Here is a 23,794-nt window from a genome sequence, read left to right as displayed (position 1 = left end):
ATCTCATGATCTCTTCTCAGCGGATCTCGATGCGTTCGTCCTTAGTGAGTGCCTGCTCCAACTCCGATCGCAGTGTCTTAAGAAATGCTTCGACATCCGCCTGCGTTTCCAAATAGGGAGATGCGACCAGCTTGGCCGGCTCCACTACCCGTTTCTTCTTGAGAATAGGCTTGGGCTGCTCTCCTTTTTCCTTGGGCTGCTCTGTGGCTTTCCGAACAGATTCTTCTATCCGAGAGGTTGCAAGATCGAATTCTTTCAGAGCCTCCGTCTCTATTTGTGTGATGTGAGCCAGACTCTCTTCAGACTGGACTGCGCCCTTAAGTTCTTCCAGTGGCCTCATGCAGGCAGCGCGAAGTCCTGCGTCTCCCTTGGCTGCCTCAATATCCCTGGTGACTGTGACGAGATGCACGTCAATCTTGGCAAGAGCCTGCTGGCGAGCTGCAGCCACGAGGGCGCTATTAATGGTACTGACTGTGGCAATGAGCCCCTCGGTCTCTTTGATCAGGCTGTACGGACTCGACGCGTTCAGGATTTGCTGCATCCGTTTGAGCGCCATTCCAGCCAGCGCATCTCTCTCAAGCTCAAGGCGATTTCGCTGAAAACGGCCATGCGCCTTCCGTAACCTTTCCCACGTGGACTTTTGGTGTTCGTAGAACTGTTCGAGATTGGTAAAGTGATCAGCGAAATCGAGAAGTTCATTCTTCTGTTCGTTGAGTTGCTGGATGAACTTATAACTGTTATCGGAAGCGAGCAGCTTCTTCACACGCAGGAGCCCGTCGGCGATCTGGTCTTTTCCGGGGTAATCGCCGGTTTCCGCCAACGGCCTGTAGGTCATCAAGGATGATTGCCAGCTCTTGAGCTTGTTCTGCAGGAATGCAAACAGGGCATCCTCGCCATCAGGTCCCATCTCATGAAACAATTCTTTCCCCAGTGTGCGGGCGTCTTGAATGGCTTTAGGGTCGGTGGTTTGCCGCTTGAGAATCACGATCTTTCGACGTTTTGCAGGGGTCGTGATGGCGTCGTAGGCCTTATCGAGCGGAACCAGTGTCCCATCCATCATGAGACTGATTTCGCCCAGCACCATGAGACGGGCTATCAGGATCACCACTTCTTCTTCCGGCCACCCATACGGACGCAGGGAGTACCGCTTGTCGATCATGTCTTGGAGTACGACCTGCTTATTATTGGATGACATCAAGGCAACATAATTGCGTAGGTCATCTATCGCCTGCTTGTTCCCCTCCTCGGTTGCCATGACCAGCGTCTGCTGACCGATGTCGTTACTCCGAATGATGGCCTGAATTTCCTTCAATGGCTCCTGAGACAGCCGCTTCAGGTACCCCATCTTATTGAAGGTGTTCTTGACGAGATACCCCAGCGACTCGTCGAGTGCGGCCAATGGCATGGAGGCTTTCAGCTTCAAGGGCTGGCCGGCAGCATAGAAGTCGGCTCCGGCGAACATCTCGCCTAAGAGTGTGACTAGACGGGCTCGGCGGTCTTGGTTGTTTCCGGATATGTCGCGGAGAATGCGCTTCGCCGACTCCGGAAGTGTGCCATCATTCTTATGGCGAACATACTTCTCAGTCTGAAGGTATGTCCGAAGCTCGCGGCCCAGAGTCTCGTCATTGCCCATGCGGACCAGAATGCTGCCGCCTTCGGTAGAGCTGTCCAGAAGGCATTTGGCATTGTCGTACAACCCGTATTCATCATTCAGTGGCGTAATAACCGAGAGCTGTAATACGCCGTCGAGACGATTTCCAACCGGAAGCAAATCGCAGAAGCGATTGAAGGCAAAATCCATCTTATTCTCGGCATGGCGATGCTTTCGCTGTTCTTTCAAGACATCGTTGTAAATGAGTTCTCCAAGGAGCTTGGCTTCCTCGCCACTACTGAGTTCGACATTCTTGATCTCCCGATTGATGTCCCGTTCTTCGTTGGTCAGGAAGAAATACAGATCACCACTTCGATTAATGAGCGTTTCCTTTTCGAGACGCTGAAGGCTCCCTTCGATCTTGCGACGAAGCGCCAGTCGGTCAGCATCAATCTCGGCGATGCACAGGGTCACCAGGTTATCGACGTTCCCCTTGATCTCCTCGACATAGCGGATGAGAAACAATACCTGCAGAAGGCTAATATCGAAGGGATGCTCCAGACTCGGATTGTCCTTGGCTTGATCGATGGTCTTCTTGACGACGGTATCAAGAAAGCTTTCGATCGAAGGGTAGAACCGATAGAGAGGGACTAGGATACCGACCTCTTTGAGAGCAACCTCCTTGCCAGCCGACTGAAACGCATCGAGGATTGATCGTTCGCCGCGGGATAGGTGCAGACCGGTGGCCCCCGCTCTTCGGATCGCCTCGAAAATCTTTTGGACGAGCTGGAACTGATACGGCACGAATGGATAGTTCTGGACGAAATCCTCGCCATCTTTGACGTTCTTGAAGGTCATTCCGCAATTGGTGAACGTGAGCTGATTCTTGAGAATGTCCCCTTTTTTTCGGAAGACTTCCTGGAGGTCGCTTTTGACCTCTTCACGTTTAGCCAGAAGGCGAGACTGGATCACTTCATCGACGTTGGCACTTGAGAGTGAGAGGCGCGTCCGGAAGCGTCCCTGAATCTTCGAGAAGTCGTTGGCCTTGCTCTGTTTCATTTCCCCTAGCACAGCATCAATATCTTCTTGGGAAGTGACAACGACCCATGCACGCCCCTTGCAGATAGTTCCCAGCTCTTCGGTAATGGTCTGAAGATTCAGCATCAGGTGGGAATCTGTCCCGATGAACTGCCCCACTTCATCGACCAAGAAAATAAGACGATGCTCTTCTCCCTTCGAGTCCAGATACTCCTTGACCCATTTACAGAGGTTTTCGACGGTTAAGGCAAAACTGCCTTCCGCCCCATCGACCCACTTCTCCGCCGACTCTTTGCTCATCTTTAGCGTTTCGCCGAGCGCTTTTACGATTTCGTCCCGGTGAAAATGGTAGGCGTCACGGTCTGCCACCCACTCGCTACCCGTCGCCTTGCGAAAGACGTCATGGAACTGTGTGAGCTTACCTCTCCCTTCCAAATGGCGTTCCAGGTGCGCGATCTGAGGATAATCGCCGCAATAGCCTTGCATCTCGTTCAGTACTTTGAGAAACACGGCAAGAATGGCATCGCGCCCAATGCGGTGGTCGGCCTTGCTGTCAATGTTGAACAGGATGACATCGGTATTCGAGGCAATCGCTCGCTTGATGTCACCAAACAGCATGGCATCTTTGAACTTGTTCTCGAAGAACTCGACCGCCCGCTTAGTCTGCCCCTGATGCGTATGGGTCTTGTTCTGCAAAAGGTAGGAAAGAACCTTAATAAAGTGTGATTTGCCGGACCCGAAGAAGCCTGACACCCACACGCCAATCTTCCCTGCGACATCGGGATCTTGGGGATGCTTGATCGCATCACCATACGTCGAGAAAAAGCGGCGGAGATGCTGATCGAGCTCTCTTGTCACCACGAATTCGTCCAACTCCTGCCAGACGGACGATTCGTCCAACTGATCCGCCTTGACGACTCCGTTGATGGAGCGGAACAGGTCTCGCTCGAAGAGATTCTGAATGTTCATAGTCAGCCTCTGTTAGGGCACTAATCTGAAGGCGCGGTAATAATGTTCCGGCTTCTTGCTCTTTGCTACACCGTCAAAGTGTGCGGACAGGCTCAGCTTCCCAAATAGTCTGAGGGTCAGTTGATCGTACTTTCCTGGATAAAACAGCACGAGAGGAATGGGTCCCATCACATTCTGCAGATTACTGAGCAAGCCGCTGGTTCGGAGTAGCGGATACACGCTTCCGACACCTGACACCAGGACAAGCTTGATCTGATCCGGCCTGGCCACTTCACAAAAGATCGATGCGAGCTTCTCAGGATGGAGGGGGCCAGCCAACGCCGCCTTGAGAGCTTCGTCACCCTTCTCCCGTTGTATCTGTAGTGCCTTCTCGAGCAATTTCCGGCGCTTGAGGTGGTCCAGCACGAGATCGAACAGGTTGATGTGCGTGAAACGAAGCTCTGGTTTTTGTTTGGGAATGTGGTCTACTAAGAAACGAAGGTGAGCTCGTACTCGGAGCTCCTCTTCAGGCGGGTAGTCAAAAATGTAGAAAGAAATCTCGTTCCCGATGCCGCTGCCGCTCAGGAAGTCATCTGAGATGATCCGTGGAAGAATCTTGTTAAGCCGGTCGGTCAGCAGATCACTCACGGAGACACCTGAATGCAACGCAGCACATACTCTTCATGGTGGTCCCGCAAATAACCAAGCACTTCGGAGGCGATATGGACTGGTTGAAGCCGTAGCGTTCGTGTGCCGTCTAGAAATCCTGCCTGTGCAAGGGTTTGGTACACTGTCGATCGCAAGCGTCTCCTCGTCGAGTCGTTCCAGAGCGGCATCAGAGAGTCACGGCCTCGACAGTCATTCAGATACCCTTCCCAGAGTGTTGGTGAGAGTGTTGAGGCAAAGAGTCGGTATTGCTCCCTGATGACCAAATCTAAGAAGTCTCCCAGCAAGGCACTATGCTTAATGGCAGCCGCGAGACACGCGTGCGTAGCCACGGTCTTTGAGCCATCACGAATAAGCCGCCAGAGCTCGGCATCCATCAACTCCAGTCTTTGTCGGATCAGTCGGCCCAGTCGCCTCGCTGTCTCAAGGTTACGGGTTTGGAGTGCATTCTGTTTATAGAGTGTCTCCTGCCATTCTTCTGGCGCGACGCCTCGGAGAAGCAGATCTGCAATAATCCGACTCTCTGGAACTTTTAAGGACCCAGCTGTGAGTTCTGCTCCATAGTGTCTTTCAGTAAGTTCGGCCGTTTTCATCGAATCAGCTATGGTCAACATGCACTACCAGATTCAATGGCATGGGATAGGAAGATCTGGTCACCCCTATATGGAACTGTTTGATATCGTTGCAAGATCACCTCGTCGCAGAATACCTCCATTCGCAAGCGAAGTCACTTGCCATTTCGCTTTCCCGTCAACTTTCGTTACACACGGCCATTGGATGCTTGGTGCTCTTGAACCCCGCGCCTACTGGGCGACAACCGTTCCTGCACACAAACCTCCGCTGCTCGGATGTTTCCACCGCATCCGTTATATATATTCATGCCTTCAGATTACGTTCCTGCACATCACTCGCCTATCGATATTCGAACTGCTCCGGCCGCGACCGGCAGAACAATCCAGGCTTCTTTGACTGAGCGTCCGGTCGTACGGACCAGTGCATTGGCGTACATGGACAATTGCCCACTGTGTTCGGTGGCAACTTCATTCCATTTGTCTCTGGATGCTGGATTGGCCTTATGGTCGAACACCACCCACCCATCTGGTCCATCCAGCAACAGATCGATTCGCCCCTGCATGATTTGACCGTTCGAGAGAATTGACTCGATGGGCATCTCTGCATGTCGGCGACAATCAGGCCAACGAGCGGTTATCCACTGATCAATAGCGCCAATCTGCCGCACAAGCTCGGTAGGATCGACCGCACCGGATAAGCCAAAACCATTGAGGATGCGTGCTGCCCGAGTCTCGTCGATTGGGCAGTCTGGGTCGGTGAATGCGGTTGCCATGCAAGCATGAATGGCATTGCCCAATGCCGTCATGTCGATTCCCGCCTTCAGCTTGAGCCGTTCTCCAAGTGGCAGGGTTTCCACAATTGTGCATGGGTGACGGACGGAAGCCGACGCGGCAAAGGTGGCCGGCAGGCGTTCCGTGCTCGAGGCAGGAACGGGAAACCATCGAAGGGCCACATCTGGTTCCACCGTGGCTGTCATCACACTAGGAGCCTGAAGACTCCGGTACTGAAATGGAATCGTGGAGCCATCCTGCAGATCAACCGAGTCTCTCGCACTCTCTGGTGCGAGCCACGGCACATTCAATGCTCCCAGCCATTCGCAATCTCCTCTCTTTTCCGGAAATCCGAGCACGAGGAAGTCCCGCGCCCGGGTCATGCTCACGTAGAGAAGACGCTTGGCCTCATCCATCGCTTCCGCTCGTAGACGGATCCCGTCCGGGGATTGAGCGATCGCCTCGGCTATCTCAACTTTCTTTTGTGCCCCAAACGGCCAGGGCCAATAGCGGATCCACCGGTCCTTGAGCGGGGCGCCCACATCAAGGCTTGTATCAGACCGAGTACTCACCGACCACAGCCGATCCCGAATGTCTTTCTCCACATCCAGGAGAATGACAATCGGCCACTCCAAACCTTTGGCCGCATGATGGGTCATGACCTTCACCGCATCAACAGGTGGCTCGGCGAGGATGTCGAGTTCCATCTGTGCTTGCTCCCCGAACCAGAGGATCAGGCCGGACAAGGTCGCCGGTTCGCGTCGTGCCAGGCAGGTCTCCTCATAGGATCGTGCCATATTTCGCAACGCCTCCAGGTTGGCCAGACGCACTCTCGCCACAAGTTCGTCCCGCCGCCAACGTAGGACCCTGCCGGCGAGATCACATTGCGTGATGACCAGCTCCATCGCCGCATACGGCGACAGCAAGGGTGCCTGCGCACGCAACTCTGTAATTCTCGTCAGCAGCGGATGCCCGTCCTTGCCCCCATCCCGCCACCGTGCCTTGTCCCCATCGTGTTCCAGATATCGCAACCGATCGGCCAGCCAGGTCTCCGGTTCCTCACAGTCTGCCAGCGACAGGATCTCAGCACTGGCCACGGTGTCCCTCGGATCATTCAGCCGTCTAAGGCAGGCAAGAGCCAGTACGGCCTCAGGGGTCGAGAGTAGTCCGGATTGTTGCGTGGCCCATGGCACGGAGGCGGCGCGAAGGGCTTCCGCCACCGTCTGTACGCGATCATTGGTCTTGCAGAGTACGGCAAGATCGCCAAAATGCGCGACTCGGGGACTGCCTGTTTTGGGATCGACGATGCGATAACCCGAGGCGACCAATGCTTTCATGCCTTCGGCGAGGGCGGCCGCTCTTTCCTCTACGTTCTTGCCATTGAGTGTCCACACCGCAAAGGCCGGATCGGGGACGCGCTCCTCCCGAACGGGCATGAGCGCTACTTCTTCCTGTGAGAGTCCGGGGGAAAAGGCCGCACTGAACGCAGCGTTCACCAATCGGACTAACGAAGGTCGAGAGCGGCGGGATTGTCCGAGAATCTCTTTGGTGCCTCCGAGACTGGGCAGATGTCCAATGACGGCTTTCATCAGTTCGGCGTCACTGCCCCGAAATCCGTAGATCGCCTGTTTCACGTCCCCGACCCACACTGTTTCCCGCGCAAGGCGTGAGAGCCGCACAAAGATTTCGAGTTGAATAGGACTGGTGTCCTGAAATTCGTCCACCAGCAGGAGTTCCAACTCCTCAGAAAGCACGGCACACACGGAGGGGTGTTCCAGCAACCCAAGAAACAGATGCTCCTGATCCACGAAGTCGATGACCCCCAGTTCCCGTTTTCTCTGGGCGTAGGCCTTCAGCGCCGTTGCCCCGAGCGCGAAGATGGCAGCCAGATACGCCGCAATCTCTTGCCGCAGTTGCGGATGGGCGGCAAATTGACTCGCAATGTCCGTCACTGGTTGGGCCAGTGTCTTGAGTCCTGCCTCGGGGGCTTTCTTGGAGAGTTTGACCCAATCGGCCCAGACCGCGTGACCGTTTTTCACAACACGTATGGTGTCGCGCGCCAGCGCGATGTATTCGGCGGTATTCTTTTTGCCGGTTGCGCGTTGTTCGAGGTCGGGAAGCACGCGCTCAATGGTTCGAACAAGCGCCGCATCAAGATCCTCCGCGCTCGGGGCGGGAAAGTGCGCGAGCAGATCCATCGCGTTGCGGGCACCAAAGATTGCACAACGGTCTGGTGCGATATCGTTTGCGCGGGCCTGGGCAATGAGCGACGTGAGTTCCTCATCCCAGTTGTCTATGCCCAGTCTCCGAGCGAGCGAGTTGATCTTCTGTACCGTCTCGGAGTCGGACACCGCATCGAGCGCTTCCCGCACGAGTGCGCCAGCTTGGGCCTCCTCAAGCACACGTTGCACTGGAGCTAATCCGGCCTCGAAGGCAAATCGCTCCAGCAGTCCCCCGCACACACTATTGACCGTGCCGATGCGTGCCTGACCCATGGAATTAGCCAGGGCGAATTCCCCCTTCTCAAGGAGCGCGATCCGGACTCGTTCGCGCAGTTCCGTGGCCGCCTTCCGTGTAAAGGTCGTCGCCATGACACCACTGGGCGAGACTTGCCCCGAACTCAGCTTGTCATGAAGGATCTGCGTCAGCCGGTAGGTCTTCCCGCTTCCTGCGCCGGCACTGACAAAGGTGATCCTGCCAGGCATCAGTCAGTTCTCCCACCCAACCAACCAGCGGAACTCATCATATTCTTCAGACAGCGCTTCCGGCACGAGGGCGCCTGGAGGTGCTTCCGATTCCGGGGTCAGCGCGATCTGTTCAACGGCAATCTCGATGTGTCCTGCATCGATTTGGGAACGGCGCCATCTCCAGGTCGCAACGAGTTGTTCCCACAGGTACGGGGTGCCCCCTGTGGAGTTGGATTGCACCGTGTGTGCCTGCGGAAAGAATGCTGCATCGAGCGCGAGCAGGCGTGCCGCCTCAAGGATGAAATAGGCCACCTCCGGCCAGGTTCCTGTTTCCTGTCGCAACAGCTCTGCATAGAGCGCCAGCTGCAGATGCCGATTGCTGGCGAGGCGGTCCTTGTGTGTATTGGCACCAGCCCATTTCATATCGACAATGGCCTGGCCGCCCCCTGGCTTCCGCACGACGAGATCGGCGTGCCCTTCAAGGTTGCCTCCAGCAAACGTGCCGGTCAAACTGCGCTCGGACTCGACCTCAACAATGCCAGCGGCAGAGAATTGTCGCTGGATCTCTTCGAGCGCGCGGCCCAACGCTGCGCGAAGTCGCTCTCGATCCATACGACGGCCCGGCATCAGGAGGACCGCACCCTCCTCCGCCACAACAGACTCGAATTCCTGTGACAACCAACCTGCCAGCGCATCCCCACACAGCTCATGCGCATTCCCGACATGAAAGAATCGGTCAACGATTCGATGCGCGAGATTCCCATAGAGCCGATTCCGATCCGTCACGGCAAGAAGATTCGATGGATTGAGTCGAGCCGCGTACTTCAAGACCCATTGGTGGGGCGCATTGAGGAATAGGTTGAGACTTGAATAGGACTCACTGGCCCGACGCGCAATGGTGACCTCACGTGGGAGCTGCCACCATCGCCTCCGTTGCGGGAGCGGCGCATGGGCCACGTGTTGTAGGTCTCTTCCTGCCTGACTAGATATCAGGGCTTCGAGCAGTTCCGGCCGGAGATCGCTGATGAGCCCCTGCATTTCGAGCCAAATCGGGTGCAATTCCGCACCGGGAGGAGGCAGTACCAGCACCAACTGGTTTCGGGCGCTGAGGATGGGACGAAGCCACTCCTGGCTTTGATGGGCCAGAACCGTATCAAGAGGCGGCAGTTCGACTCCGGTGCGCGAGAGCATGTCCAGTTCGCTGCGGCTCCACGGATAGCGGTCAGGCAGCGAGGGTGCTCCCATCTGCCACCACACCACCTGATCAAACGATTCGATCACTGCGGCAGGGTGAAAGACAGAAGGCACACAGCCGACCTGCGCATCCATCGTGAAGTTTGGTGCGCCGCGCCCTGTGCATTGAGCCACCAGTGTTTGAACCGCAACGGGTGTGATGGAGGTTTCCCCTTGAGCAACCAACGCTTCAAGGGCGGCAGCCACCGCCATAGCTTGCCTGTATCCACTGGCATGCGCCTGACTGAGAACAGAGTTCTGATCGTACAGGCCGGACCGAAAGTAGTCGCGAACGCGCCGGGTGCGCTCGAGGATCATCGCGAAAGGCGCACCCTCCGCAGGGCGATACCGAGGGTGCTCGACCCACACGGCCAGGGCCTCGCGCATATCCGCAACACGATCCGGATACTGCCGCTCAAGGTGTTCGACCGCGTCCCGCCAATGCGGTCCACCGATTCCAGGGCTTTCCGCAAGAACCTCAGCCAATCGCCCTCGGAGATACCCTGGGACAGGTCCTATGGGGTGAGAGAGCAATTCAAGGAGGGCGTAGACATCCAGCGGTTCCCACATTGTCGCGAGCGCAAGGGGCAACACTTGAAGCGCCGGGGCCAACGGGCTCGCATCCTGAAATCCCTGCCGGGCTACATCCGTGGCGTCTATCGTAGCATCCAGTAAGGAGCGGTCATGCTCGGCGACAATCGCCACCTCCTGCTGGTGCGCGACAAGTCTTTGAGCGACCCACCGTGCAGCAAGCAGACTGGTCTCAGCGCGCACCACGAAGAGACTCCCATCGTCCGACCAGGCAACCTTCCCATTGGGATTCTTGCCCTCATGGGCCACCGTGAGGACCCGTTGAAGCTTCCCCAGAACGGTGTGTTCGGACGCTTGAGGTTCATAGGTTCGTCGAGATTGGACCGGCAACTTTGCGAGGACTTCCCGCCAGCGCTTCGGGAATGCCTCGATGGGATCGGCTAACTCAATGTGTTCGATCTTCGCTTGTTGTTTCGAGAGAGACTCGGTCACTTGAGCCAGTCGTTCTCCAATCGATGGAAATAGGAGATTATGGGCGGTCTCTTCCACGGCAGCCAGATCGGTAAGACGATTGCCCGCTCCAGTAGGCGCCGTGCCGGTCCATCCATGGAGATGCCACGTATCACGCCATGACAGGAGTGCTGCAGAGACTCCGATAGGATCAATCTGAAACGAGGCATGGTAGAAGCGATCGGGGGTGTCGCCGCGAGTGAGACATTCTCGATACTGAGTTGTTCGTTGAGCCTGGCTACATTCCGCTCGCAGCAATCCAAGCCTGGTCTCAAGCAGGTTCAGGAACCCGAGCGGGCCAAGGACTGGCATTCCCAATCGATTGGCCGGCCGCCAGCCATGTTCCCCATCTAATTGAAGTCCAAACACAACCTTCATGTGATGAACTCGTTCAGATAGAAGTGCGTGTTCACGTTACGCAATTACCAAATTCCGCCGGTGACACAAACCGGCGACCACGGCATTCCTTTCGCGCATCGGATATCCTGCGCACCGCGCGCCTCACATCGCAGAATACCTCTGTTTACAACCGCAGTCATTCGCTATTTCGCCTTCCGAGCTGCAGTCATCCTTCCAAGCGCTCATCGGGACCTTGTCCATCTTGGGCACCTTAGCCAGACAGCCTCGAACGTGATCCTCGCGACAAACCGCCGTTGCGCTGACGTCTCCACCGCATGCGGGATTGCTCAGCATGGGTTTGTACCACGTCTACGATCGAGCGCCTCTCGGTCCTGTTACTCCCGCATGTGCGTGATGTCCAATTGGTGCTGCCGCTGCCGGATGTCGTCGAACTGCTGGGCACTGCCGCGGGGTGCCGCCGGTTGGCCTTTGAAATCATAGAAGGTGCCGGCCACCGTAAGCCCGCCCGTGATAAGCCTGCCGAGAATCGCGCCTCGAATGAACGGTCGCCTAGTTTTCTCTTCCGCATCCGACACGATCAGTTCCCTTCAATTCGCCAACCCTGCCCATACGGATTCTTCGGGGAATCGGGCCTGAACGGACTCCCGGCCCCATAGGGATTGTTCAACGAGTCCGGCGAAAGGGGTGAACCGTATCGGCCATACGGGTTGCTCGTGGAATCTGGATCAAAGGGACTCGCGCTCAGCTTACCCCGGTAATTTCCCTGTTGGTCATAGAGCCTGGGCGCGTCGGTCGCGAAAGGGTTGGTCGCCGATTGGTTACTGAATGGACTGCCGTAGGGGCTGAACGGATTGTTCACACCGTTTGGCGCAAAGGGACTGCCCTGCCCCAGCGAGTTGGCCGTGGACTCGAAGAGAAACGGATTCGCACTCAAATTGCCCAGATCCTCAGCATGGGCCTCGCTTGTCACTAGCATCAGTACCGGGAGCAGAATCAACGCGAGTGTCATGGACACCTCCTGCTTGGGCTTGATCGCGCACATCTTACGAGGAGGTAAGGACAGGAGAGGTCCCAAGGCAGGTCAAAGCGGGTTTGGCAAAATTCCCTGGCAGCACTGTGAGTTAGACGGACCAGGCTGCCAGCGTCATCAGCCGCGGTGTGACATCTGAGGTCACTGGGCCAGGAGCTTTTGGGCTTCCTCTTTAACGGCATACCGGAGATGGTCAGGCTTCAGGACTTGAACCCCACTGCCAAAGCTGAGGATCCATCCAAGCAGTTCTCTCGTGTCCGCCACTGAGAGCGTCATGAGCAGTTGGCCGTTCTTAAGCGGCGTCGCCTGCTGGCTGGGATGCCAGATGCGGTCTTTCGCCCAGGCGGCCGTGGCCTTATCGAACTTGATTTCGACCGTGATCCGCTTTCCCCGCATGACGACGAGGGTGTCTTCGACATAGGCATCGAGATCAAAGTGGAGCGGCATTTGGTAGGGATGGTCCGTCATGGTGAGCGACTTGATCCGCTCCACCGCAAACATCCGCACGTCCTTGCGCCAATGGCAATAGGCAATCAGGTAGAGCCCGCCGTCAACATATCGCAGCCGGTACGGATCCACTTCGCGCCGGGTGGTCGCGTGGCGTCCTGCCGAGAAATACCGCATCTGCACCGTATGGTGATGAGCGATCGCTTGGGAGAGCCTATCGATCGTCTCGCGATGGTGGCGGTACGTCTTGTGCGGACCTAGCCCGACGGAAAACCACTGGTCCAGCCGCAGGAGATACTCAGTGGCCCCCGCCGGGATGGCTGCGGTGATCTTCGTGAGCGCGGAATTGAGCGAGGCCGCAATGAGCGTCCCTTGGAGTGGCGTCAGCAACTGCCGGCTGAAGGCCAGGGCCATCAATTCCGGCGGGGACAGGCGGAGGCTCGGAATATTCTTGAAGCCGTCGAGCAAGCGCCAACGCACCTCCCCGTTCACCCGGTCGGTGAGGAGGGGGAAGTGCGAGGCTTCGAGGGCGGCCAAATCCCGACGGACTGTGCGAGGATGCCGGGTGAGGTCCGGCGGGATCGCGTCCACAAGCTCAGCCAGCGTAAGCCCGTGACGTGCCCCGCTCAGCCGCTGCAGCAAGTGCCACTGGCGCGTGACTTGATCGTTGCGTGGCATGGCCCCTCCTCGGCGCAGTTCGATCCCCAGCGACCTGGATGATCCCCGTAGGGCCTTACCTTGCCACAATTCATTCGACCGTACTATCCCCGCAGAGGCGGGATATCGTCTCGGGGAAGTCCGTGAACACAGTTACGAGGATCAGCGCTATCGGGCCAGTGGCCTCAATCTCGTGGTGGCGGGGATTGTGCTGTGGAATACCGTCTATCTCGAACACGCCGTGGAGAAGCTGCACGCACTCAAACTGCGATTTCTAGAAGAACGGGCCACTCACCTGTCCCCGCTGGCGTGGTCCCATATCAGTTTGACCGGAGATTACATTTGGCCCACAGATAGAGGTGTCAAGCCCGACCATCAGACCGATACACGAATTACCCGGTTCTCTACTCAACCGTCAGCGTATAATTTTGGCAGAATCGGCGAATGACCCCTACCGCATGGGAACCGCTCGCCGGATTAGGAATGGCAAACCAGACAGCAGCAAGCTACCCTGTCGAATCTGACTCTTCCAAGGATTGGGGGTCAGCTCAATTGAGGGGAGGAATCTCATTTTTGCAGCAACTCTTATCCCTTGCTCTCATAGCGCCGGATCGCCGCCAACAACTCGCGACGCGGAAGTCTTACAGAAGTATCGTCCGCAAGTACGCGCAATGTGGTCGCCAGTGCTGTTGCGTTTTGAAACCCATGGATATGAATTTGATCCACAACCCAGAGCAGGCCGTGAACTTCAATGCCGTGTCGTATAGCGAGTGCCTTGAGACCGCCGTCACCGGTTACCAAGATGGATTCCTGGTGACTCTCGGCCAGTGCAAAGACAAACCCGTCATGAATGGAGAGGCGTGGCTTGGCGCGAATGACTTCCTGCGCGCGCAGCACACCTGGACCTGGTATATCGATCACTTTTAACCCACCCTGGACCAGGGCTTCCTTCTGAGCGGCGGTAAATTTGAGCAACTCCTCCTCGAACAGTGTATTAGGGATACATATCTCGTATGGTAGGCTCAAGAACGCATTGAGCAATGAGGCCTTCCTGAGGTCGATCAAACAACTGCTGTCACTGACGATGATCCTCATCCGCGTGCGGCCCCTTCAGGCCCGCCTCCACATCAGGGACGGGAAGCCGCAATAACTCGGCAGCCTTCGTCAGTGAAATCAATCCTTCCGCCAAGGAGCGGTAGCACAGGCGCTCAAAGCGTCGAGGCCGCTCCCATTGCCCACGTTGGGATTCGAGCTCAAGCTCCTCCGGCTCGTGCGTTCGCCACCCGCGCGCAATTCCCTGAAACGCATAGACCAGCGTGGACTCGTTAATGACGTTCAGTTGGTAGAGTCGCATGAGGAGTGCGGCACCACTGACGCGATACAGTCGCTTCAGATCAATCAGTTCTCGGTATCCTAGGGCATGGCGATGTTTGCCGACCTCAAGCAAGAGGTGTTCGCGCGTCATCATGAGAGCACCGGCGAAGATCGTACCAGCCTTTTCCTCCTCCTTATCCGACAGGCTCTCAGGGTCGATGAGTCGATGCGCCAGTTCATGCGCCAGCGTCAGGCGTCTGCGTTCGAGCGGAAAGTAACTGTTCACCACGATGACGGGCAGTTTCCGCTCACAGTCAGCCCGTCCCACTAGACAGGTGAACCCGGAGATGCGTTTCGAAAGCGGGACCACCAGCACCTTGAGGCCCTTCTCCTCAAGCAACTCCGTCATGTTGGGAATCGGGTCGAGACCGAGCTTCCAGGCGTTGCGCACGTCGCGGGCCAACTGCTCTGCGTCCTCCACTCTCCTGAGCTTTTGAGGGGGCGAGATGGGGGTTTGCCAATGCGTACTATCGAGTTCCAGGATGGATTCTACCTGCAAGTAGCGCTCGATCCATTCGAGCACTTCCGTCTCCACATGTGCCCTATCGCGTACAGTGGTGTCAGCCTTCTTCCTAAACTCGACGCCGGTTAGTTGGATACCCTGCGTGTCGAGCAGATAGGCCACAGACACTTTGAGAGCTACGGCAAGCGCGAGCAGAACTCCAGAGCTTGGGATGTCCTCGCCCCGCTCGTACTTGCCGATGGCCTGCGCCGTGACCTTCTCCCCCATCGCAGAAGAGAGGGCACGGAGCGAGAGGCCAGCTTTTCTCCTGGCGACTCTGATGCGGTCTCCGATCATCTTACCTCCCAGTTTACACTTGCATATAATCCGTATGTATTGTAAACTGCCACCATAAGCAATGCAAGTGGATTCAAGCTGGGCATTCTTACGCTATGAGTGAGCGCACCACATGAGCAATCCTGTAGGCGTGGCGCGTCAGTGTCAGCTGCCTCATAAAGACTTCTCTCCAGCCTGGACATCGATCAAACTGGAGGCAGGCGTCCGCGAACGCCTGCTCGCGCAGGCCCTCCTTGCACTCACGGTGCGCCAGCAACTCCCGTTCGCCGAGGCCCCGATCCACGGCCTGATCCTCCTGACCGGCGCACCCGGGACAGGCAAAACGACGCTAGGTCGAGGGCTGGCCAATCAGATCGCCGAGCGCCTTCCAGGAACCAAGACCACATTTGCTGAGATTGATCCGCACGCTCTGACCAGCTCAGCCCTCGGTCGCAGTCAACAGGCTGTCGCCAAGCTGTTCGAACAGACGATTCCCGAGCTGGGGATGGATGGCGTTGCGATTGTGTTGCTGGACGAGGTGGAGACCCTCGCCGTTTCCCGCCATCGCCTCAGCCTTGAGGCCAATCCCATCGATGTCCACCGGGCCACAGATGCGGCCTTAGCTGGCATGGACCGGCTCACACGCGACCACCGTAACATCCTGCTCATCGCAACGACAAATTTTCCGGACGCGCTCGACGCCGCGGTGCTGTCTCGCGCCGACCATGTGGAGGAGATCGGTCTTCCAAACGCGATCGCCCGTTCAGAGATCATCGCCGATACGCTGAGGTCGGTCGGCAGTGTGTGGAGAAATGTGAAGGCTCTCGAAGGGCAGGCAGACCGTTTGGCGAAAGCAGCTGATGGCCTTGATGGCCGACGCATCCGCAAGGGGATTTTCGCCGCAATGGCCTCCGATCTTGAGACCGCCAAAGACCCCAACCGGCTCACGGTCTCGCAGATTGAATCCTCGTTCCGGCAGGCCCTGAAAGTCCAGAAGGGAATAAGCCAATGAGAGTACGGCGCGACATCAGTTCCATCCCTCACCGTTCCGCGACCGAGACATGGCAGCAGATTATTGGTCTCGTTACTGGTGTGGATTCGCGCGACATCCAGCAGCTTAAGGCCGTTAGCGGAGTCATGGGCTCGCTCATCACCGACGAGCATCCGGCGGCTCGTCCCATTGTGCTCGAGGGAGTTGGCCCGCAGCTTCGTATCTATTGCCGGTATGGCATGGCGGCGATCGAGGAAGGAAGTGCGGTGGATTCTTTAGGCTGGAACCCAACCGCCGGGGATTGGACCATGCACGTCCCCTGCGCCCGCGAGGACATGGCATGGGTCACAGCGTCACTGGCGAAGACGTCGCCTCGCATACGGGTGTTCGACGTGGCTGAAGAAGAGTGGGCCGAGACCGAAGAATTCAGTGTAACTAGTAAAGCGAGCAGTCCCATCGTCGTTGATTGGCACCTGAAAGGATAATATGACCGTCGCGTATGCACAGACCACGACCTATACGCAGACCCACAGCATCGTCTTTCTCAGCGACAACCTTCGTAACACGCTCCGCGAGGTGATCCGCGAGAATGGCCTCAGCCCTGAAAAGCTGATGCAGGATTGGGAGACGATCGAACGTGGTATCCGGACGTGGCTGCGCAGCGGGCATCTGACGAACGTCGTTGTCGAATTTTATAGGCCAGGCGCGACGGCAGTCGCCGCACGTTGGGAATTTCCTGTTGGCTACTCTGGCTCAGGGATTAACGACGATATGTGGCTCGACAAGAACTATCTCCGGCAACTCATCGCGAAGGCCAGTCGACCTACGAACGACTGCGTCTATCGTATTGTGCTTTGCACAAGCGATAGGGCACCCTGGGTGGACGGCCTTTGTGATTGCGCTTTCCTGTCAACGAGCCATCTTTCGGCACGACAAGCCGGCACGGTGATCGCCACAGGTCATATGACTGCAGGCGTCACGTACTGGAGATAGGGAGCCATGTTGACTACCACGCAGGCTTTCGACAAATTCCGGCAACGCCTCGAGCTGAGTGAGACCGAGAAAAACGATGCCGCAAACCGGCAACAGGATGTGCGGAACTGCATTCGGTCATCGTTTGACCTGACACAAGATTTTCTCTCCGGTTCGTACAGCCGCCATACCAAGACCAAACCGCTGAAAGACGTGGACGTGCTGTTTGTCCTCGGTCCAGCGGAACTTTGGCGGCGTGAAAAGCCTCCGATTGACACGCTGCAGGCGTTTGAGAAGTGCCTGAAGCAGAAGTACGTCGAACCGGGGCAGGTGGAGATCGGGCGACGCTCAGTTACGGTGGAATTCGCGAAGAGCTACTATCCCGAGGAACATGACGGTAAGGTGCTGAGCATCGACTCGGTCCCTGCATTTCAGTCCGGTAAAGACGAGTACGAAATCCCTGACAAGATCACGGGGACTTGGATTAAGACAAATCCAGAAGTGCACCAGGAACGATCGACGGCCAAGAACAAGGAACTAAGCGGGCGCTGGGTGCCGCTCGTGAAGATGGCAAAAGGCTGGAACCGAACGAGTGGTAAGCCGATTAAGCCTTCGTTCCTCATTGAGGTCATGGCCCTGGAGCTCGTGGAAGCGCCATTCTCAAACTATCCCGACGAGATCCGCAACCTCTTTGCTGCGCTAGAGGCCAACATCGGTCGACCGTGGCCGGATCCAGCCGGTCTGGGCCCTCCTGTGTCTGACCAGATGACACCAACCCTTAGTGCCGCCGCGAGGAAAGCGCTGCAGGAGGCGCAACGCAAGGCTACGATTGCGCGACGAGCAGAGGAAAGCGGCCGCCAGGGCGAGAGTCTACGTATCTGGCGTGAGATTCTCGGGGAATATTTTCCCCTCTCATAACGGGTGGATGAATGAACACCTGGTCCCTTGCGAAACTATTGGCGAATCTCCACGACGACATCGAACATCGCCTCGCGCGCGCCCGGGAGTCGTTCGGGCACTCGACGACCAAGGGTGATGCCAGCGAGCACGTGTGGCTTGAGCTGCTACAAAAATATCTCCCCCAGCGCTATCAGGCCAAGAAGTCTCACGTCGTCGACAGCGAGGGGGTTTTCAGTCAGCAGATGGACATCGTGATCTTTGACCGGCAGTACTCGCCATTTATCTTTGACTACGAAGGTCAGATCGTTGTCCCTGCAGAAAGCGTCTATGGCGTGTTCGAAGCGAAGCAGGCCATCAACGCGGGCGAGGTGGAGTATGCTCAGATTAAGGTTGAAAGCGTGCGCAAACTCCACCGAACCAGCCTGCCAATTCCTCACGCCGGCGGGGTCTATCCACCGAAACCCTTGCCGCATATTCTGGGCGGACTGTTGACCTTTGAGAGCAACTGGAGCCCGGCCCTTGGGAAGCCACTGACCGACGCATTGGAGCGAAGCCAAGGGGATCGCCGTTTGGATCTAGGCTGTGTGGCGGCGCATGGGATATTTGGTTTGGACAGGGCTGGGTGTTACACCATCACGCCCCAGGGGAAACCTGCAACCGCGTTCCTGCTGGAGCTCATTGCACGGCTTCAGAGTAGCGCAACCGTTCCGATGATTGATGTCCGGGCCTATGCCAAATGGCTCGCGATGTGAACTGACAGTTGATCGCTTTTCTCCACAGAAAGAACAGTTCAATACCTCGGGCAGTCTCACATCTCGATGCCTCTGTTGAAAACTCGATACTGTCCTTCCCGATGGATTGAAATTGGGTGCTTTCCAAAGCCTAACCGTGACGGTCTGAACAGGCCGAACACCTACCCGTCAGAGGCAGTCTTTCTTGAGGCAAGTCTGTAGCCATCAGCCGGCACATGCTGAACGAGTGATGACTTAGCGCCTGTGACCAGTCAGTCGTCTAAACCGTGCGACCAACAGACGGCTCCCCGCTCACACCCCCACCCTCCCAGGTGGGGAACTCCCGCGTCATTAGACCCTCAGCCTCAAATGTAAGGAGGCCTACCCCGACGATCGCGCCGGTTAGTGCATGGGCGGTGGAAACAGGCAAACCGTTCCTTGAAGCAACCAGCTCCCACAGGACTGCGCCAGCCAGCACGCCGGCTGCAAGGATGGGCGATGAAGGAGTGTCTGGCGCCAGGAGTCCTTGTCTGAAGGTCTTCACCATCGCGGTGGCGACCCATCCCGAAAGCCCAGCGCCGATGGTCGTCCAGATCGTTCCCCACAGAATGGTGATCCGATAATCGGCGATCCCGCGCAACTCCCACAGTTCCTGGCCAGACCGGGCCACTCATATGAATCACACTTCTCCCGCCCTGATTGACGTAGTTCCTAGGACAAGCTGATCGTGTTCAGTTCAAGCACTCTCCTATGCCTTTCAATCTTTCAGATCGCCGCAGGCACAGCACCATGGGTCTGTACCAACATTGATGGCTCTGTCTGTAAGCTTATATCCCAGACCTCTCACACTCACGATCGCTCGATTCAGCATGGGAATCTTTTGCTTGAGTCGGCGTATATGGACGTCTATTGTCCTGGTCGTTCCGTAGTAGTCGTACCCCCATACGGCGTTCAGCAGAACTTCTCGGGGTCGCACATGTCCTGGATACTTGAGCAGACACTCAAGTAGATCAAATTCTTTTCTGGTCAATACGATTTCCCGACCCTGTACTACCACTTCATGCCGGGATCTATCAAGAATCAGGGAGCCATAGACATATCGAGACCGTTCCGAATGGGGACCATTCGAATCTTCCTCCGAACTGACTGGAGTGGTGATGCCACCTTGATCGAAACCTGAACCAGAATCCATTTGAACCGAACTCCCTCCCTCCGTTTCAGACAAGTCTTCGCGTGCCGCAACTAATACGGGAAGCATGACAACGTGCGCCATCGTTGAAAAATCATGGGAGGCCGGATCGAAAGCTTCTAAAGATTTCTCTCTCACAATCATAGTCCGTGCTTTACGAGAACTATCCGGCTCCCGATCGAACGTTAATTGAGCAGTCTTCGAGCGCTTGCTGTCCTCCACTATCTGAATCTGAAGAGATTTGAAGGCGACGACCGTCTCGAGGGATTTTGCTCTGTTAGTTGCTTTCATACAACGCAGGCCTCCACGTAATCGATATCCTCCCGTGACTTCTGCCGAAGGCCGCCCAGATAGGCTACCCATGCCGCCCTCTACTCGATAGAGCTTGATCGAAGAAGCAGCCTGCGGCTATCCTCTCATTCCACTGACATAGGCCGCAGTCAGTGGATCACGGGGTTCTTCAAATATCTGCTTGGCGGTTCCCGTCTCGATCAACCGTCCCGTTCCGTTTTGAACCCAGAAGAGCGCGGCATAGTCCGCGATGCGTCGAGCCTGCGCCAGGTTGTGGGTGACGATCAGGATGGTATAGCGTCCCCGCAGACTCACAATCAAATCTTCGACCACGCCGCTGGAGAGCGGATCGAGTGCGCTACACGGCTCATCCATGAGCAGCACTTCCGGTGAAAGGGCCAGTGCTCTGGCAATACAGAGGCGTTGTTGTTGGCCGCCGGACAAGGCCAAGGCCGGCGAGTCCAGGCGATCCTTGACTTCGTCCCATAATCCGACATCGTGGAGCGTGCTCTCAATCGTCCGCGCCATCTGCTCTCGATTCCGTAGCCCATGCTCGCGCAAAGAGAATTCGAGGTTTTTCCGAATCGATAAGGGAAAGGGATTTGGTTTCTGGAAGATCATGCCGACGCGACGACGAAGTCGGATGACATCGGTCTCCGATGCCAACACATCGAAGGTATCAATGGTGATACGTCCCGCTACACGACACCCGGCGATCAGATCGGTCAGGCGGTTCAAACATGTGAGGAAGCTAGTCTTCCCGCATCCTGACGGTCCCACGAGAGCCGTGATGCATCCCTTGTTGATCGCCAACGTCACGTCCTCAAACACCGGCTTGTTGCCGTAGTGCAAGCTGAGCCGATCTATTGCAACGAAGGGTTGAGGCTCACAGCAAGCAGGTCGATCTTCGAGCGGATGTCGGGGGCGCGACCCTGTAATGGGTTCGACCGGCATCATACTGTCACGACCTTTCGGTGGAGCCCGTATGTTGCCAGCCAGGAGGCGGTACCGTTGATGGCGAGTAACATGATAATTAAGACCAGCGCTGAGGCATAGGCATTCGCGTCTCCGCCGGACACATTCATGGAGAGATCGAAGATGTGGATAGACAGCGCGCGACCGGAATCGAGCAGCGACTCCGGCATCCGATCCACATAGCCACTTGTGAAGATGAGTGCAGCCGTCTCGGCAATCGCACGGCCGACTCCAAGGACCAGACCAACCAAGAGACCGGGTACCGCTGCCGGTAGCAAGAGGTGAACAAGGGTTGTGGTGCGCGACAGTCCTAGTGCCGCGGCGGAAATCCGGTAACTAGTCGGCACGGCGCGAAACCCTTCCTCCGTTGATCGGATCAAGATCGGCAACACCATGCAGGCCAGAGTCAGCCCGCCGGAGAGGATCGAAAAGCCGAGCCCCAGCGTCTTGCAAAAGAACGCGTTGCCGAACAGGCCGAAGACGATCGACGGCACACCAGCCAGGACGTCGAGGCTACGGCGGGTCATCCGCCCGAACAGGCTTTGGTCCGATGTAAATTCGGCGAGGAGGACGGCGGTGCCGATACCAATGGGGAGGGATACAGCGAGACAGACTCCCAGAATCAAGGATGTCGAAACCAGGATAGGGCCGATCCCGCCTCGGCGCCCAGCGTTCTCCGGGGGGGCAGTCAGAAACGTCCAGGAGACGTGGCTCAGTCCATGCCGAACGATGTCCCCCAGCAGCCAGCACAATGTGGCGGTCACGAGCGCTGCCGCTCCCCAGACGAGAACGAATGCAAGCCATTCACGGGAATTCTGTGGTTGGCTCAGAGTCTCAGCCATAAATTCTCCCGCGACTGATCCATTCCGCCGAGACGGCAAGCGCCACAACCATGGCCATCAAGACCAGCCCACTGACGAATAACGCGGAACGATGGTCACCGAGCGCATAGGCCATTTCTAAGGCAATATTGGCGGTCAGTGTCCGGATAGGGTCGAAGAAGCTGGAAGGAGTCTGGACCACGTTCCCACAGACCATCAGAATCGCCATCGTCTCGCCGATGGCCCGACCAGTCTCAAGGATGACTCCGGTGAACAATCCTGATTTCGCTGCAGGGAACACAATTCCTTGGACCGTTGCCCATCGTGGCAGACCTAATGCTGCCGCGCCACGCAAGTAATGTGGCGGCACGTTAGCCAGACTCGCGTCTGCCATCAAGGCGATGGTGGGAAGAATCATAATCGCGAGGATTACGATACCCGCCAATAGGCTGGGTCCAGGGGGGTGTATCTCCCCAATCAGCGGGACCAGCACCACGAGTCCCCACAAACCATAGACCACAGATGGAATGCCTGCGAGCAACTCGATCAGGCGCCGATAGGGTCGGGCAACGGCTGGCGGCGCATAGTAGTGGCAGAATACGGCAGAGAGAATGCCCAGTGGGGTGGCGACCATCACCGCCCCAGCCATGGCGAACAGGGTACCCCACAGCATCGGCGTGAGGTTGTACAAGCCCTGGGCTGGATGCCAGGAAGGATCGGTAAAGAATCGTCGCAGACCTACGTGATGGAGGACGGGAAACGCTTCCACGATCAGGAAGGCCACGATGAGCACAACGATCACGCCGGCGATTGTGGCAATGCCGCGCAAGAGCCAGCACAGGAGACCGTCAGTCGACCAATGGGACAAAGTATTGCTCCTTGATGATGTCATGCGCGGCTTTGGACTGTGCATAGCCGATAAAGGCCTTGGCCAATCCAACAGGGGGAGTCCGGGTGATGATGTGCAGAGGACGGGCAAGGGGAAAGGTTCCGTTCCGCACATTTTCGGTGGAAGCAGCAACTCCTCCGATCGGAAGGAGTTTAATGGGTACGCCTTGAGATTCATCGTATTCGGCCGTGCCGATGGAGACATACCCGATGGCATTTCGATTGCCCGCGACGGTTTTAACTCCCTGTTCGTTGTCACCGATCACGACCTGAGCCCTCACGTCCACATTCTTGATCTTGAAGTGATGCAAGAATAATTCAAGTGTAGATCGGCCCTCCGCTTTGTTCACGACGGTGATGGCCGCGTCTTTCCCTCCTATCACCGTCCAATTGGTGATCTTGCCCGTATAGATCGCGATGATTTGCTCGTCGGTGAGAATCTGGACCGGGTTCTCCTTATGAACAATGATCCCGATACCATCACGGGCAATCATAAATGCATGGAGGTCTCCCTCGTCCTCCTTCAGTGCACGCGAGACCATTCCAATATCAGCGAGTCCTTGGCGAGCATCCGCGATGCCGCGTGAGGAGCCACCGGTTTGCACGTCTACCCGCGTGCCGGGGTGTACCGATTCAAACCGTTTCCCAATCTCGGAAATGACCGGAGCTATGGTACTCGATCCGGTGATGATGAGCTTTCCGGTCAGTTGATCGGCGGCTGATGCCGGGAGAGACAGAAGGCCAGCGATCGAGTATGCGGCCAGGAACAGGGACTTCTTGGGGACGATCGAGCATAACCATGTCAGCATGTAGATATCTCCATGTAATAGAGATGCGGAATGA

General features: G+C 56.8%; 22 protein-coding genes. 6 read left to right on the top strand and 16 right to left on the bottom strand.

Features of this window, described 5'->3' with window-relative positions; genetic code table 11:
* Positions 1-16: 16 nt before the first annotated feature.
* From brxC to H8K03_22345, 8 genes are all read right to left on the bottom strand, one after another.
* Positions 17-3,598, bottom strand: coding sequence for a BREX system P-loop protein BrxC (gene brxC / locus H8K03_22380; GenBank protein ID UVT22816.1), 3,582 nt, complete (start codon positions 3,596-3,598; stop codon positions 17-19).
* A 12-nt stretch (positions 3,599-3,610) separates the two neighbouring features.
* A complete protein-coding gene (locus H8K03_22375; protein ID UVT22815.1) occupies positions 3,611-4,225 on the bottom strand; it encodes a DUF1788 domain-containing protein in 615 nt (204 codons plus the stop codon).
* Positions 4,222-4,836, bottom strand: coding sequence for a DUF1819 family protein (locus H8K03_22370; protein ID UVT22814.1), 615 nt, complete (start codon positions 4,834-4,836; stop codon positions 4,222-4,224). Before H8K03_22370 ends, H8K03_22375 begins: the two co-directional genes overlap by 4 nt.
* A 311-nt stretch (positions 4,837-5,147) precedes the next feature.
* Positions 5,148-8,291, bottom strand: coding sequence for a UvrD-helicase domain-containing protein (locus tag H8K03_22365; protein UVT22813.1), 3,144 nt, complete (start codon positions 8,289-8,291; stop codon positions 5,148-5,150).
* 3 nt (positions 8,292-8,294) lie between these two features.
* Positions 8,295-10,925 carry a PD-(D/E)XK nuclease family protein gene (locus H8K03_22360; protein ID UVT22812.1) on the bottom strand — a complete coding sequence of 877 codons (2,631 nt, stop codon included), beginning with the start codon at positions 10,923-10,925 and terminating at the stop codon, positions 8,295-8,297.
* A gap of 356 nt (positions 10,926-11,281) precedes the next feature.
* Positions 11,282-11,482, bottom strand: coding sequence for a hypothetical protein (locus H8K03_22355; protein UVT22811.1), 201 nt, complete (start codon positions 11,480-11,482; stop codon positions 11,282-11,284).
* 2 nt (positions 11,483-11,484) lie between these two features.
* Positions 11,485-11,949 (bottom strand): hypothetical protein, encoded by a 465-nt coding sequence (locus tag H8K03_22350; protein UVT22839.1) that lies wholly within the window; start codon positions 11,947-11,949, stop codon positions 11,485-11,487.
* 129 nt (positions 11,950-12,078) lie between these two features.
* Positions 12,079-13,062 (bottom strand): WYL domain-containing protein, encoded by a 984-nt coding sequence (locus H8K03_22345; protein UVT22810.1) that lies wholly within the window; start codon positions 13,060-13,062, stop codon positions 12,079-12,081.
* Here H8K03_22345 and H8K03_22340 point away from each other — a divergent pair.
* Positions 13,061-13,489, top strand: a complete 429-nt coding sequence (locus H8K03_22340; protein UVT22809.1) for a Tn3 family transposase — start codon at positions 13,061-13,063, stop codon at positions 13,487-13,489. The two genes, H8K03_22345 and H8K03_22340, sit on opposite strands and share 2 nt — an antisense overlap.
* A 137-nt stretch (positions 13,490-13,626) precedes the next feature.
* Here H8K03_22340 and H8K03_22335 read toward each other — a convergent pair whose 3' ends face one another.
* Both H8K03_22335 and H8K03_22330 read right to left on the bottom strand, forming a co-directional pair.
* Positions 13,627-14,136: a hypothetical protein gene (locus H8K03_22335; protein ID UVT22808.1), complete on the bottom strand. Its 510-nt coding sequence runs from the start codon at positions 14,134-14,136 to the stop codon at positions 13,627-13,629.
* Positions 14,117-15,214: an ImmA/IrrE family metallo-endopeptidase gene (locus tag H8K03_22330; GenBank protein UVT22807.1), complete on the bottom strand. Its 1,098-nt coding sequence runs from the start codon at positions 15,212-15,214 to the stop codon at positions 14,117-14,119. The genes H8K03_22335 and H8K03_22330 overlap by 20 nt, the downstream gene beginning before the upstream one ends.
* Positions 15,215-15,326: 112 nt before the next feature.
* Between H8K03_22330 and H8K03_22325 the strand changes: the two genes are divergently transcribed.
* The 5 genes from H8K03_22325 to H8K03_22305 are packed head-to-tail and all read left to right on the top strand — an operon-like array spanning position 15,327 to position 18,808.
* Entirely contained in the window at positions 15,327-16,205 is an 879-nt protein-coding gene (locus tag H8K03_22325) for an AAA family ATPase (GenBank protein UVT22806.1), read from the top strand.
* A complete protein-coding gene (locus H8K03_22320) occupies positions 16,202-16,669 on the top strand; it encodes a hypothetical protein (GenBank protein UVT22805.1) in 468 nt (155 codons plus the stop codon). Before H8K03_22325 ends, H8K03_22320 begins: the two co-directional genes overlap by 4 nt.
* A 1-nt stretch (position 16,670) precedes the next feature.
* Complete coding sequence (locus H8K03_22315) at positions 16,671-17,177, top strand: hypothetical protein (GenBank protein UVT22804.1); 507 nt, start codon at positions 16,671-16,673, stop codon at positions 17,175-17,177.
* Positions 17,178-17,183: 6 nt separating this feature from the next.
* The gene (locus tag H8K03_22310) at positions 17,184-18,074 is read left to right on the top strand and encodes a nucleotidyltransferase (GenBank protein ID UVT22803.1); all 891 of its coding nucleotides are present in this window, start codon (positions 17,184-17,186) and stop codon (positions 18,072-18,074) included.
* 11 nt (positions 18,075-18,085) lie between these two features.
* Positions 18,086-18,808 (top strand): hypothetical protein, encoded by a 723-nt coding sequence (locus H8K03_22305; protein UVT22802.1) that lies wholly within the window; start codon positions 18,086-18,088, stop codon positions 18,806-18,808.
* A gap of 259 nt (positions 18,809-19,067) precedes the next feature.
* On the opposite strand, the gene H8K03_22300 is transcribed toward H8K03_22305, so the two are convergent.
* The 6 genes from H8K03_22300 to H8K03_22275 all read right to left on the bottom strand — a co-directional run bounded on the left by H8K03_22300 (position 19,068) and on the right by H8K03_22275 (position 23,760).
* A complete protein-coding gene (locus H8K03_22300; GenBank protein UVT22801.1) occupies positions 19,068-19,457 on the bottom strand; it encodes an inorganic phosphate transporter in 390 nt (129 codons plus the stop codon).
* Between the two features lie 87 nt (positions 19,458-19,544).
* Positions 19,545-20,267, bottom strand: a complete 723-nt coding sequence (locus H8K03_22295; GenBank protein ID UVT22800.1) for a winged helix-turn-helix transcriptional regulator — start codon at positions 20,265-20,267, stop codon at positions 19,545-19,547.
* Between the two features lie 117 nt (positions 20,268-20,384).
* Complete coding sequence (locus H8K03_22290) at positions 20,385-21,221, bottom strand: phosphate ABC transporter ATP-binding protein (GenBank protein ID UVT22838.1); 837 nt, start codon at positions 21,219-21,221, stop codon at positions 20,385-20,387.
* Complete coding sequence (gene pstA / locus H8K03_22285; protein ID UVT22799.1) at positions 21,221-22,084, bottom strand: phosphate ABC transporter permease PstA; 864 nt, start codon at positions 22,082-22,084, stop codon at positions 21,221-21,223. The genes H8K03_22290 and pstA overlap by 1 nt, the downstream gene beginning before the upstream one ends.
* Positions 22,077-22,955, bottom strand: a complete 879-nt coding sequence (pstC, locus tag H8K03_22280; GenBank protein UVT22798.1) for a phosphate ABC transporter permease subunit PstC — start codon at positions 22,953-22,955, stop codon at positions 22,077-22,079. The genes pstA and pstC overlap by 8 nt, the downstream gene beginning before the upstream one ends.
* The gene (locus tag H8K03_22275; protein UVT22797.1) at positions 22,912-23,760 is read right to left on the bottom strand and encodes a phosphate ABC transporter substrate-binding protein; all 849 of its coding nucleotides are present in this window, start codon (positions 23,758-23,760) and stop codon (positions 22,912-22,914) included. The genes pstC and H8K03_22275 overlap by 44 nt, the downstream gene beginning before the upstream one ends.
* Between the last annotated feature and the right edge of the window lie 34 nt (positions 23,761-23,794).

The organism is Nitrospira sp., assembly GCA_024760545.1.
Classification (GTDB): domain Bacteria; phylum Nitrospirota; class Nitrospiria; order Nitrospirales; family Nitrospiraceae; genus Nitrospira_D.
This window is presented reverse-complemented; position numbering and strand designations above follow the sequence as displayed.